Below are 13,313 nucleotides of genomic sequence, written 5' to 3'. Positions count from 1 at the left end.
CGCTTCCTTCAGACCCTGCCGTTACCAGCAACGCCCTTGCGATTCGGATTGTCTTCCCCCTGGCCGGGGTGACGCCTGTCTCTTGCAACAGGCCGGGTTTGCCCGCTACGCTGGGCAAACAAAAAACAGCCCTGCCTTTTTGTGAGGCAGGGCTGTTTTTTTAGAATAATGGGAAACTAATCAAAAACCTGCGGCCAATTGCAAGGTGATGATTGTTTCATCCTGCACGTTGCTCTTGAAGATTTCCTTGTCCTGATCGACGAAGGTGGTTTCGAGGCTGATCTTGTTATCAACCCCTTTGATATAGTAGTTCAGACCGACGCCGTAAACCTGAGTATCTTTTTTTCCGCTTTCGTCAACACTGATGAGCTGATAGTGACCATAGGGCTGCAACTGGCCCTTCCCAATGGTGCCAGGGAGCAGGTAGCCGGCCTTGACAGACAGCAAATTACCGTCGTCACCTGAGCCCAAAGTTGTGAAACTGATCCCGTTGACACTGTTGACAATATCGATATATGAGGCGGTCAGTGTCAGATTGCCGCCGTCCGCCAAGGGCTGATCGTAGTGCAGATCGGCGGTCCAGGCAGAGTAGTTCTGTTTGCGGCCGGCCAGAACCAGATCTTCTTGGCTGTCAGCGCCGAAGCCCAGGCTCAACACCCGCTTCTTGCCCAAATAGGTACCGGCATTGAACCAGTCGGTTTCTGGATCGAAAAAGCTGTAGCTCAAGCGGCCGGCATAGCGCTGGCTGTCGTCTACGTTTTTAGCGTTGTCTTCTTCGCCGTCGCCGAACATGAACCGGTACTGCAACTTGTCGTCGAGGAGATTGCCCCAAACAGCCAGAGCATCATCACGGCCTACTCGGCTTGGGTAAAAGATGGTGCTTCGGTGGCCACCTTGGCCCCAGTCGAGATCAAGTGTCAGCATCGATTTCGTTGAGGTCGTGCCGTAGTTGCGGGTAAAAGGCACGTACATACGACCAGCCTGAAGGATCAAATCGTTCCCCATCAACTTATAGTTGAGCCAGGCATCGCGAACGGCCACACCGGAGCCCAGCCCGTTTCCGGAATCGTCTTTCATTTCATCCATACCCAGCTTGTCACTGGCAAAATGGACGAAAAAACCCAGCTCTTGGGTAATGGTGCCGCCTAGATAAAAGTAGGAGCGGCGCATCAAGATGTCGCTGAGGCTATCGTCGAAGCGTCCGTCGCTATCGGTATCCATATTCGATACTGATTGAGCCCAGATCTGGCCCCACCAACCAGCATTAATCAAAACCTCATCCTTTTTGTAGACCTCCAACGAAAAAGATGTGACGGGGACCAACAAGAGCAGCATGACAAGCAAAAACAACCTTTTGTTCACCGGTAAAACCTCCTTTGAATCAAACGGTATCTATAACAACGCTTTCACTCTGGCCGCGATGTTGTCGGCGGTGAAACCAAAATGCTCCATCAGCTTCTCGGCGGGGGCACTGGCGCCAAAGCCAGTCATTCCAATAACGGCGCCGCTGATCCCCACATAGCGCTCCCAGCCAAAGGGAACGGCGGCTTCCACCGCCACCCGGCAAGCGCAGGCGGGGGGCAGAACTTCGTCCCGGTAATCCTTTTCCTGCTGGTCGAAAAATTCCCAGCAGGGCATGGAGACGACGCGGGTGCCGATTCCCTCCTGCTGCAACAGTTCCCGGGCCGCCAGGGCGGGATGAACTTCGGCGCCGCTGGCCAGCAGAATGGCTTTCAGCTCCCCTTCCTCACGGGCAAGGACATAGCCCCCCAGATGCAGGCCGTCGGCACCGGCAAAACATTCGCGGTCAAGGGTCGGAAGGTTCTGGCGGCTGAGAATCAACGCGGTGGGCTCGTTGCGGTTGGCGATGGCCGCCTCCCAGGCGCGCACCGTTTCGTTGGCATCGCAGGGGCGGATGACGTTGAGGCCGGGTATCGCCCGCAAGGTGGCGAGATGCTCCACCGGCTGATGGGTCGGACCGTCCTCGCCGAGACCGATGGAGTCGTGGGTGAACACGTAGACTGTCCCCAGTCCCATCATCGCCGCAAGGCGGATCGGCGTGCGCATATAATCGGCGAAAACCAGGAAGGTGCCAGCGAAGGGAATCAGGCCGGGGGTATGGGCGAGACCGTTGAGGATGGCGCCCATGGCGTGCTCGCGGATGCCGAAATGAATGTTACGGCCGCTCGTTCCGGGGGCGAAGAACGACTGCCCTTTGAGCTCGGTGTTGTTTGAGGGCGCAAGGTCGGCCGAACCACCGAGGAGCAGGGGCAGAGCCGGCGCCAGAGCATTGAGGGTGTCGCCGCTGGCCTTGCGCGTCGCGGCCGAGGTCCCGGCGGCGAATTCGGGCAGGGCCGTCTGCCAGCCGTCGGGGAGTTCCCCGGTTTGCAGCTGGTTCCAGGCCTGCAGGGAGGCATTATCCTCTTGCAGCTTCGCGGCCAGGCGAGCCTGCCAGGCGCTTTCCAACTGGGCGCCGCGCGGGGCGATTTCGGCCATGTGCGTGCGCACCGCCTCGGGAACGACGAAGGACTGCTCGGGATCGAAGCCGTAGAAGGCCTTGGCGGCGCGCAGCTCCTTCTCGCCCAGAGGCGCACCGTGGGCCTCGGCGGTGTCCTGCTTGGTCGGAGCGCCGATGCCAATGTGGGTGCGGGCAATGATCAGCGACGGGCGGGGATCCTCCTTGGCGCGCTTGATGGCGCCGTCGATCTCCACCAGATTTTCCCCTTCGACCCGCTCAATGTGCCAGCCGCCGGCAATGAAGCGGGTGGCGACTTCTTCGCTGAAGGCCAGAGAGGTTTCGCCCTCAATGGTGATGCGGTTATCCAAGTAGATGTAGATCAGATTGCCCAGACGCAGATGACCGGCGAGGGAGGCCGCCTCGGTGGAAATCCCCTCCATCAGGTCGCCGTCCGAACAGAGAACGTAGGTGCGATAATCGAAAAGTTCCCCATCCACCTGCTGCTGGAGGAAGCGGCCGCCCATGGCCATGCCGACGCCGACCGCCACCCCCTGGCCCAAGGGGCCGGTGGTCGTTTCGACGCCGGGAGTGTGACCAAATTCGGGATGACCGGGGGTGCGGCTGCCCATCTGCCGGAAATTTTTCAGATCGTCCAGCGATACGTCATAGCCGCTCAGGTGGAGGATGCCGTAGAGCAACGTCGAGGCATGGCCACAAGAGAGGATGAAGCGGTCGCGCCCGGCCCAGTTGGGATTGGCCGGATTGTGGCGAAGGTGGCGTTGGTAGAGCAGGTAAGCGATGGGGGCGGCTTCCATGGGGGTGCCGGGATGGCCGGAACGGGCTTTTTCTACGGCGTCGGCGGCGAGCAGGCGCAGGCTGTCGATGGTCTGCTTGGCCAGGGTCGGATCAATGACGGCTTGGGACACGGTAATCTCCTGTCGAATAAAGAAGGGTATGAAGCGGGGAAAATTCGAGCGGCCGTTTTTTCGGGAAAATCAACCGCGAGATAAAGCGGAGAAGCGACGGTCGCGTAGCGGACAAGACGATGCGGGTCGCAAAAGAGCAGCGGGATTATAACTGAAACGGCTGCGCGATACACCCCTGAATTGCGCAAAAATCGAGATTTTCCGAGCTGTAACCACGGCTCGGAGAACCCGGGGAGCGGATGGAGACAAACAATCGGTGGGAGGCACAAAGGGAGAGGGCCGGTCTAGGGGGAGGCATCCCTTATGACCGGCCCTGGGGTGAAACGGGGAGATGGAGCAACAGGAGGTATCTTCCGGCTCGCCTGCCACAACAAGCCGTCGATGGTTTTACTGTACGGAAAAGACCTGATCGTCGCCACGGGGGTAAACGTAAAAAATCAAGACCGCATACCGGGTTTTGGTCTGTGCAAAAACACAGTACATAAGCGGAAGACGCAAAAAGACGACCGGCCAGGGGGAGGTAAGCCCTGGCCAGTCTGGGGTGGAACAAGAGGGAGAAATGAAGAGAGAGTCTTCCATGCTCAACGAGCCGCCTGCCACAACAGCCCGTCTATGGTTCAACACTAACTGAAAAGGCCCTCGCCCACCACGGCGATTCCCGTAAAAAATCGCGACCGCGCTCACGGGTGTTGACTGTGCATCCGCACAGGGAAAGACAATTGCGCACCCCGGAAAAGTCAAGGCCGACCTCGAAGTTTTTCGGGGTCGGCCTTGAACAGGGGGAGAAATGAAGAAGAAGGGTCTTCTTCAGCCTGGCCCGTCTGCCACAACAGGTCGAGGTTAGTGCAACTATAAACGAAAAAAAAACCATTGCAACGCGTATTACCGTGAAAATAATCGCGTGAATGCACAATCGCCAATCTTGATTAGTCTTTTTCACAGCCGCCGCGCTCAAACGGAATAATCACCGCATTCCCGTAAACTCTGCAACTTACCCTCCCGCATACCCTGCCGGCAAGCCAAAAAACGTTCCACGAGAATAACGCCCGACTTGACGATTTCCTGAAATTCCTCCAGAAAACAAGTCTCGTCCCGCCCCGGTGCATCCCAGCAAAAAGGGCGGAGAATGGGCAGCTAAGAAAACTCCCCGGCGGCGAACCGCCGGGGGAGGCTCAGTCAGGACTGGAGATAGGCGCCGATGGCGGCGGCGATAGTTTCGAAGATCTTAACCAGTTCCTGTTCATCCCGCTCCAGCAGGGTGATGCGGAAACCCTGCTCGGGGGTGCAGAAGGAGGAGAGGGGCACCACGCAGATACCGGTGGAGGCCAGCAGATAGTAGACGAAACGCTTGTCCAGAGAACAGCCCGGCTGGTTCACCAGCCCCTCGACCAGTTGCTTGACCTCGGGGTTATCGATGGGCAGGCTTTGCCGGTAAGTCAGACGACCCTTCTCGAAGGCCACCGCCATATAGAAGGCGCCGTTGGTACGGTTGACCTTGATCCCCGGCACATCCTTGAGCACCTGATAGGCGATATTCGAGGCCCGCTCGTAGCGAGCCTTACGCTCTTCCAGATATTTGGGATATTCGGGGTGACAAATCAACGCCGGAATCGCCTTCTGCGGCAAGGTCGTGGAGCAGACCTCAACCATCTTCGAATTGAGGATCGAGGCCACATACTGCTTGAACATCGGATCTTTGTCGGCGTTGTAGACTTCGATCCAGCCGCAGCGGGCACCGGGCCAGGGAGTTTCCTTACTGATCCCCTTCATGGCGATGGCGGGCACGTCGCCAATCAGGTCGGAAATGGGCTTGGTCGATTCGCCGTTGTAGACGATATTGTGATAGATCTCATCGCAAATAATGAAAAGATCGTACTCTTTGGCAATGGCGATCATCTCCCGGAGGATGCGCTCGGGATAGACGGCACCGGTGGGGTTGTCGGGATTGATAATGAGAATGCCGCAGATCGCCGGGTTGTACTTGACCGAAAGACGCAGATCGTCGAGGTCGGGATACCAGTTATTATCCGGATCAAGCCGGTAGGAGACCGGCTTCTGCCCGGCGTGAGCGGCCTCGCCGGAAGAATGGGTCGAGTAGGTCGGCGAGGGGCCAATCACTCGGGCCTCGCGACGGAGAAAACCATAGACCTTCTGGATGGCGTCGCCGAGTCCGTTAAAGAAGAGAATGTCGTCGGGGGTGATCTGGGTCTTGCCCCGCTTGTTGGTCAGATCGGCGAGAAACTGGCGGGTCTCCAGCACGCCCCGGGTCGGACAGTAGCCGTAGGAACAGTCCTTCATCGCCAGGTCGGCGACAATCTCCTTCATCCAGAGGGGGATTTTTTCCCCTTTGGCCACGGGATCGCCGATATTCTCCATGTTGGTTTTGATCCCCAGGGCCTTGAGCTTGTCGGCGATATCGACGATGGCCCGGATTTCGTAGGTCAGTTCCCCTGCTCCGATGTGGACGATGTTGTTACGCATGATGTGCTCCCCGTTGAGGATGGTCGTGGTCGCTAAAGAAAAAGGCCATGGACTCTACAGTATCCATGGCCTCGAAGGTTTTGTCGGTTTCGGAGTTAAGGGCTGACTCCCTGGCAACCATCGGAGGCCGAACAAGCGGCCGCCGCGGCCGCCGCGCATGCTCGCGCCGCGAATGCCGTGCGGAAAAAAGATTTCAGACTGAACAGGGGCATGGAAATCTCCGAAAAAATCAGGCTGTCTGGTTATCACAGCCGCCGGACAAAGTCAACGGTTTCCTTGCGGACGTGAGCCGGAGATGGGAATGTGCCCCGCCGCCCCCCTTATTTCACGACTTTCAGGCCGCCACGGGCGGGCTTGCCCGCCCCCGTTCCTCCGGGAGAAGACGGCGCAGGCGAGCCATCCCCGTCGCTTGTCGGCAGGCTGCCGTTGCGCACCATCTCGCTGACGGCATTGGCAATGGTCAGGCATTGCTTCATGCACACCCGATAGGCCGGGCAGGCGGTGCAGTCGGCCTCGCCACCAGCGGCGCGCAGGGCGTGAATCACCAGTTCGACACTTTCAACCTGGGAAAGGGGGATAAAAAACATGTGATCTCCTTGAGTGAGGAATGGATCTTCGCACCCCCACTTCCGCCGGAAGTGGGGGTGCGAAGGCTTTTTCTACAGCTCTTTTCCAGCAACCCGGGCGAATTCCCGCAGTTTGGTCATCATCGCCGAGAATTCCGCTGGGCGCAGCGACTGGGGACCATCGCTGGCGGCCTTTTCCGGACAGGGATGGACCTCGACGATCAGGCCGTCGCAGCCGGCCGCCACGGCCGCATAGCACATGGAAGGAACCAGGCTGGCATGGCCGGTAGCATGGGAAGGATCGACGATGATCGGCAGGTGGGTCTGCTCCCTGAGTACCGGCACCGCCGAGATGTCGAGAGTATTGCGGGTAGCGGTCTCGAAGGTCCGAATCCCCCGCTCGCAGAGGAGTACCCGCCGGTTGCCCTCGGCGAGGATGTACTCGGCGCTCATCAGGAATTCCTGAATGGTGCTGGCCATCCCGCGTTTGAGCAGGATCGGCTTGTCGAGTTGGCCGAGCATCTTGAGTAAGGCGAAGTTCTGGATGTTGCGGGCCCCGACCTGCATGATGTCGGCATAGCGAGCCACCAGTTCCACATCCCGGGGATTGACCACCTCGGTGACGATAGGCAGGCCCGTCGCTTCCCGGGCCATGGCCAGCAGCTTAAGACCGTCCTCCTCCATTCCCTGAAAGGAATAGGGGCTGGTGCGCGGCTTGAAGGCGCCGCCGCGCAGTACCGTGGCCCCGGCCGCCTTGACCGCATGGGCGGTCTCGAGAATCTGCGCCTCGCTCTCCACCGAACAGGGGCCGGCCATTACCACCAGCTTGCCGCCCCCGACAGTGAGTCCGCCGCCGAGTTCGACCACGCTCGGCTCCGGCTTGACTTCGCGGCTGGCCAGCTTGTAAGGCTTGAGGATCGGCACCACGTTCTCCACTCCCGGCAACGATTGCAGGGATTGCAAAACCGACTTGCCCCGCTCGTCACCGACCGCGCCGATGACGTTACGGGTCTCACCGTGGATGACGTGGGGCTTGTAACCCAGTTCGCGGATCTGCTTCTTGACTTCGGCCAGTTGCTCCTTGTCGGCCCCTTTTTTCATGACGATAATCATTGGTTCGGCTCCTTGTCGATCGACGGTTGGGGGATAAACGGCAAAGGCCGCCCGGCTCTCCCCCGGCGGCCCCTGCCTCCATCGATCCGGAAACAAAAAAACCATGGGAGAGCCCGAGTCGGTCTGCCCATGGTTTGCTGGTTCGGTGCTGGTTTCTTTCGTTACGCCAACGAACCTTTCCCCCAGGCAGACGGCCTAAAATAAAAGCCGAACCAGAAGGTAAAGTTCATAAAGTGGGCGTAACGGGTCAGCATGTTGGAAAACTCCGAAAAAAAGTGTTCGTTACTTAGCAGAATTCAGCCATGATGACAAGGTTTAAATTTTGATATTTTTTCTTGACACCCTCCATGCTTTTGGTTATAAACGGAGCCTCTTCGCCCAGATAGCTCAGTCGGTAGAGCAGAGGACTGAAAATCCTCGTGTCGGTGGTTCGATTCCGCCTCTGGGCACCAGACGGAAACAAGGGGTTACGGCAAAAGCCGCAACCCCTTTTTCCGTTCTTTCCGCCTGCGGGGCGCTCCTTGACAAGGTCGGGGGGCTATGTTAAGCAAACCCATCCAAGCGGAACTCTCCTTCGGCTTCGCGCCGAACAACCTAATGACAGGGAGTTTTTCCATGAATCATCAGCAATCGGCGGCGCTCTTCGCCAAGGCCAAGCAGATCATTCCCGGTGGGGTCAACAGCCCAGTGCGAGCCTTCAAATCGGTCGGCTGCGATCCGATCTTCATCACCCGCGCCGCAGGTTCGCGCATCTATGATGTCGACGGCAACGCCTATATCGACTACGTCGGCTCCTGGGGGCCGATGATTCTTGGTCACTGCCACCCCAAGGTGGTCGAGGCGATCCAGCAGGCCGCCGCCTCCGGCGCTTCCTTCGGCGCGCCGACGGAGAAGGAAGTGACCCTTGCAGAGATGGTTCGCGAAGCCTATCCCAACATCAAGAAGGTGCGCATGGTCTCCTCCGGCACCGAAGCCGCTATGAGTGCCATCCGTCTCGCCCGCGGCTACACCGGGCGCGACAAGATCCTCAAGTTCGACGGCTGCTACCACGGCCACGCCGACTCGTTGCTAGTCAAAGCCGGCAGCGGCGCGGCGACCTTCGGGGTGCCGACTTCCCCAGGCGTTCCCGCCGCCTTTGCCCAATACACTCTGACCGCCACCTATAACGATCTCGCCGAAACCCAGGCCCTGGTCGCCGCCAACAAGGGAGAGATCGCCTGCATCATTCTTGAGGCGATCGCCGGCAACATGGGCTGCGTGGCACCCAAGCCGGGCTTCCTTGAAGGGCTGCGCGCCCTGTGCGATGCCGAGGGGATTGTGCTCATCGTCGACGAAGTCATGACCGGCTTCCGCGTCGCTTTCGGCGGCGCCCAGGAGCGCTACGGAGTGCGCGGCGACCTGGTCTGCCTCGGCAAGATCATCGGTGGCGGCCTGCCGGTGGGCGCCTTCGGCGGTAAGCGCGAGATCATGGAAAAACTCTCCCCCGAGGGCGGCGTCTACCAGGCCGGCACCCTCTCCGGCAATCCCCTGGCCATGAGCGCCGGCATCGCCACTCTGAATCTCCTCAAGGAGGAAGGTTTCTACGCCCACATCGAGGAGAAGAGCGCCTATTTCGAAAAGGGGATGCGTCAGGCTGCGACTGCCGCCGGGGTGAAGACCTCGCTGCAGCGGGTCGGCGGCATGTTCTGCACCTACTTCCAGGGCGAAGAAGTCTTCAATTTCGCCGACATCAAACCAGAGGCACCGCAACGCTTCGCTAAGTTCTTTCGCGCCATGCTCGAAGAGGGGATCAATCTCGCGCCCAGCCAGTACGAAGCCGGGTTCATGAGCATCGCCCACAGCACTGAAGATCTCGACCGCACCATTGAGGCGGCGGCCAAGGCGTTCAAGGCGTTATAGGGGATCAGGCTGAAGGCTGAAGGAAAAAAATCCCGGCGCCCACGAACAGGTGCCGGGATTTTTTGTCGTGAAATCAGGGGATGTCGTTCCTACGCCGGAGCCTTGCCGAGGCGCAGCACAAAGGGAAGATTCAGTCCTTCCGTTTCCAGTAACGCGGTCACAGCGGCGTCTCCTTCGACGCATTTTTGGCTCAGGGCATAATGCTTTTCCAGCCAGACCAGATAGGGGAGATTGCCGGCCAGAGAAAAACCGAAGACCCGTTCCATGGCCAGAAGCCCCGCACCTTCCAACGCCCGCGCCAATTCCCGAGGCTCGGCCAGGTAATGGGTTGGGAAATCGACCACCGTGCGGTCGAGACTGGCCATGAACAGCTCTTTTTCGATGGCCGGCAGCTCACCGAAGTCGACACCGCACCACTCGGCGGGGCGGGTTGAAAAGAGTGCCCGGCAGGCGAAAGGACGCGTTTCGTAAACGGCGCAGGCTCCCTCATCATCGAGAAAGGGGCAATCCCCCAATTCCCGCCGCTGCATGCGCAGATAGCTCTTGAGATCCGCCACCTTCGGCAGCCGCTCGCGCAGGCGTTCGACATAAACGTCAAGCGCTCGTCCCAGCCCTTCGTTCACGGCCTCGGCGACGAGCAGGGCCTCGCCGAAGCTGCAATCAACGGTCAGGGTGCAGCAGGCCCGACAGCCCCGGCCACAAAAAATCCGCCCGCCCCGGCCTTCATACTCCGCGAGCAGACGCGCGCAATCCCGGTCAAAATCACGCTGTCGCCGCCCCAACTCCCCCCTGGTTGCCACCCATCCTGACACCCATACCTCCCACAACTTCCGAAATACTTAAAGGGGTTAGGTCTTTCGACCTAACCCCTTGTTTTTGTTGGTGGAGCTGAGGGGGATCGAACCCCTGACCTACGCATTGCGAACGCGTCGCTCTCCCAGCTGAGCTACAGCCCCAAAACACGCTAAAGATAATCCAGACACGGCGATTTTGTCAATGAAAAGCTGCGGCGCCTAAACCCAGGGGGATTCGCAGGGTAAAGACCGCGCCCTCGGCCTCGTTGTGAACTTCGATGGAGCCCCGGTGTTGCTGGATGATGCGCTGGCTGATGGCCAGGCCAAGACCGGTCCCCTGTTTTTTTGTGGTGTAGAAGGGCGCAAAAATTTCCTTGAGAATTTCCGGAGGGATGCCACCGCCGGTATCCTGGATTTCGACGACCACTGCCGATTCGTCGCGCAGATGCCCGAGCCCGGCCCGGATGTGCAGTTCTCCTCCCTCGCCCATGGCGTGGCGGGCGTTGTCGATGAGATTCATCAGGACCTGCAAGAGCTTCTGATCATCCCCTTGGAAAGGCGGCAGCGCACAATCATAATCGAGGTGCACCTGAATGTCGGAAGCGCGCAGGGCATCGTCCTCCAGCACCAGGGCCTGCTCAATGATGCCTTCCATCCGGCATTCGCTGTAACAGAGCATCTGCTTTCGGGAGAAACCGAGAATTTCCGAAAGAATCTGTTCCATCCTCCGGGTTTCACGCTGAATAATCTCGCAGTATTCCGCTTCTTTGCTCCCCTCTTCCACCCGTTGTCGAAGGCGCTTGGCGAAGCCGCCGATAGGGACCAGCGGGGTCTTGAGTTCGTGGGCAATAGAAGCCGCCAACTCGCCCAGCGCGGCCATCTTTTCCCCCTGAATCAAACGCTCGCGGGTCTCCCGCAACTCACGATTGACCGTTTCCAGGCGCTGCATGAGCATGGAGTTGTCGATGGCGGTACTCGCCTGATGGGCAAAGAGTTCGAGAAAGTGCAACCGGTCGAGCCCGATGGGCTCGCCGCTCTCGCAGCTGTCAACCACCAGCACGCCGAGAGACCGATCTTTAGTGCGCAGCGGCGCGCAGGCATAGGGACCCAACCCCAGCTCGGTGGCCAACGCCGCGCCGGCGGCCGGCTCGGCGCTGGGTTGGGAAACAAAGATAACCCGTCCCTTGAGAACCGCCCGCGCTAGGGCGTTGTCGTCAGCGTCCAGATTGAGACGCTGGCGCATGACCTTCTGGGAGAAGGGCATGCGCCGCTGGATCTCCCGGATCTCCGGGCTGACCCCAGGCTGTTCCCAGGCGCTTCGCTCGTCATGGGGAGGGAAAACCAGGGCGGCGCCGTCCTGATCGACCCCGAGCATCCCCTGAAGGGCGCCGCTGCGTTCGTTGATGGTGAAGAGCATGGCGCGCTCGAAGCCGCCGCCGGCAGGAATGGTTGCCGCCGACAGAATCAGGTGCATGAGTTCGTTGAGGTTGAGAGTGCTGTGAATCGCCCGAAAGGTCCGGTAAAGAAGAGAAAGCTCCCGAAACTTGAGATCGTTCTCCGCCGACAGGGCTTCCAGGCGCTCAAGAGTCGCGACCCGCTCAAGAGCATGGCCGAGGAGTGAACCGACAGAGTGGTAGAACTCACGACTGGCGTGCTTGCTCGCTAGGGGCAACTCGGCCGGTTCCCGATCGAAAAAGAGGGTCAGGGTTCCCAGCGGGCGCTGCATGAAACGCAGGGGCATGATCACCATGCGCAGCGGCAGAGGCTCCCCACCCGGAACGACAGGCAGTTCCGCGAAGTAGAGGGGCTCGGCCTGGCGCAGGGCGCGCTGGCCGTACTCTTCCTCCAGCTGTTCCAGCCGGGGGCGATACTTGCGAAAAGGGGAATCGATACGCAGAGCGCCACTGCCCATGACGGTGCCGCCGAGCAAGGGACGAAGGATGACGCAAGAAGCCTGGGAATGGCGATGGATACTCTTGGCGGCGGTGGTCAAAAGTTCCTTGAACTGCTGGGCGTGGGTCAGCTGGCGGCCGAGGTCGGAGAAAAACGCCAGCTGCTCCATCCGCCAGCGGTCTTCCGCCTGGATGGCGACATTGCGGACGAGGGTCGCAAGTTCTTCGGCGACAAGAACGAGGGTGTGCCGATCCTGTTCGGTCAGTTCGGCGTCATCGCCAAGCACCAGAACAAGAACGCCGTAACTCCGGTCACAGCAAAAAACGGGAAAATAGAAGGTGTCGGCCAACAGAAGAGGCTGGCGGGAGGTCAGGGCCTCTCCGGGGGGGGAGCCGTCGACTTCCTGGCGGCAGGGCCGAAAAAACTGAGCGCTGCCAGCATCGATCGATTGCACAAAATGGTGACCGCCGGAGTCGAGCAGCAGGAGGGAAACGGCGTCGAGCGGAAAACAGCGTTCCAGGAGCCGGAGAATATCCTTGAAAGCCCGGGGATGGTCATGAACCGCGCAGTGGGCAATGCGGACAACCTTGTAAAGCAGTTCAAAGCCATCGCACTTCATGAACCCGTCCTTCCCTGGGGCGCGTCGTCATATCATAAGGCTCAGCCGATCCGCTCCTGACGCTCCTGCTCGGTCTTGCAGTCAATACATAAAGTGGTTACCGGGCGGGCGCGAAGGCGGGCCTCGCCGATTTCTTCGCCGCAGCTTTCACAAATACCGAACTCGCCCGAATCGATCCGCTCAATCGCTTCTTGGATCTTCATGATGAGCTTGCGCTCACGGTCGCGAATGCGCAGCTCAAAGTTGCGATCCGATTCCAGGGACGCCCGATCGGTGGGATCGGGGAAATTGGTCTTTTCGTCCGTCATCTCCGACACGGTTTTATCGGCTTCCCGCAGCAAACCATCGATCTGGGATTGCAGGAGCAGCCGGAACTCTTCGAGTTTTTCCTTATCCATGCAAGGTTCTCCTTGGGGTTTATTTATCACGACATAATAGGTTGATGCAATCGCGAAAAAAGCTCACGCGGCTTGAGGCATGAGCCAACCAATTCGGTTGTTGCCGGGCCGAAAGGCCTCGGCAAAATGTCGTAGATATCCCCGCAGCGGTCTTAATGGCTCTTTG

At 59.4% G+C, this 13,313-nt stretch carries 9 protein-coding genes and 2 tRNA genes; 2 read left to right on the top strand and 9 right to left on the bottom strand.

What is annotated here, in order from left to right:
- Positions 1-180: 180 nt before the first annotated feature.
- From RBR25_RS16255 to aroF, 5 genes are all read right to left on the bottom strand, one after another.
- Complete coding sequence (locus tag RBR25_RS16255; RefSeq protein ID WP_432820600.1) at positions 181-1,362, bottom strand: hypothetical protein; 1,182 nt, start codon at positions 1,360-1,362, stop codon at positions 181-183.
- 30 nt (positions 1,363-1,392) lie between these two features.
- Positions 1,393-3,384: a transketolase gene (gene tkt / locus RBR25_RS16250; RefSeq protein ID WP_432820599.1), complete on the bottom strand. Its 1,992-nt coding sequence runs from the start codon at positions 3,382-3,384 to the stop codon at positions 1,393-1,395.
- Positions 3,385-4,560: 1,176 nt separating this feature from the next.
- Positions 4,561-5,865: a pyridoxal phosphate-dependent aminotransferase gene (locus tag RBR25_RS16245; RefSeq protein ID WP_432820598.1), complete on the bottom strand. Its 1,305-nt coding sequence runs from the start codon at positions 5,863-5,865 to the stop codon at positions 4,561-4,563.
- A gap of 320 nt (positions 5,866-6,185) precedes the next feature.
- Positions 6,186-6,452 (bottom strand): hypothetical protein, encoded by a 267-nt coding sequence (locus RBR25_RS16240; protein ID WP_432820597.1) that lies wholly within the window; start codon positions 6,450-6,452, stop codon positions 6,186-6,188.
- Positions 6,453-6,524: 72 nt separating this feature from the next.
- Positions 6,525-7,544 carry a 3-deoxy-7-phosphoheptulonate synthase gene (aroF, locus tag RBR25_RS16235; RefSeq protein WP_432820596.1) on the bottom strand — a complete coding sequence of 340 codons (1,020 nt, stop codon included), beginning with the start codon at positions 7,542-7,544 and terminating at the stop codon, positions 6,525-6,527.
- Positions 7,545-7,920: 376 nt separating this feature from the next.
- Here aroF and RBR25_RS16230 point away from each other — a divergent pair.
- Positions 7,921-7,996: transfer RNA gene (locus RBR25_RS16230), tRNA-Phe, on the top strand.
- 163 nt (positions 7,997-8,159) lie between these two features.
- Complete coding sequence (gene hemL / locus RBR25_RS16225; RefSeq protein WP_432820595.1) at positions 8,160-9,443, top strand: glutamate-1-semialdehyde 2,1-aminomutase; 1,284 nt, start codon at positions 8,160-8,162, stop codon at positions 9,441-9,443.
- Positions 9,444-9,532: 89 nt separating this feature from the next.
- Here hemL and RBR25_RS16220 read toward each other — a convergent pair whose 3' ends face one another.
- The 4 genes from RBR25_RS16220 to dksA all read right to left on the bottom strand — a co-directional run bounded on the left by RBR25_RS16220 (position 9,533) and on the right by dksA (position 13,147).
- Entirely contained in the window at positions 9,533-10,255 is a 723-nt protein-coding gene (locus RBR25_RS16220) for a YkgJ family cysteine cluster protein (RefSeq protein ID WP_432820594.1), read from the bottom strand.
- Between the two features lie 68 nt (positions 10,256-10,323).
- Positions 10,324-10,399 (bottom strand) — tRNA-Ala (locus RBR25_RS16215).
- Positions 10,400-10,436: 37 nt separating this feature from the next.
- Positions 10,437-12,749 (bottom strand): ATP-binding protein, encoded by a 2,313-nt coding sequence (locus RBR25_RS16210; protein ID WP_432820593.1) that lies wholly within the window; start codon positions 12,747-12,749, stop codon positions 10,437-10,439.
- Positions 12,750-12,790: 41 nt separating this feature from the next.
- Positions 12,791-13,147: an RNA polymerase-binding protein DksA gene (gene dksA, locus RBR25_RS16205; protein ID WP_432820592.1), complete on the bottom strand. Its 357-nt coding sequence runs from the start codon at positions 13,145-13,147 to the stop codon at positions 12,791-12,793.
- Between the last annotated feature and the right edge of the window lie 166 nt (positions 13,148-13,313).

This window comes from Trichloromonas sp. (genome assembly GCF_034006665.1).
GTDB lineage: Bacteria > Desulfobacterota > Desulfuromonadia > Desulfuromonadales > Trichloromonadaceae > Trichloromonas.
The sequence above is the reverse complement of the archived record's forward strand: the minus strand, read 5'-3'. Positions and strand labels throughout refer to the sequence as shown.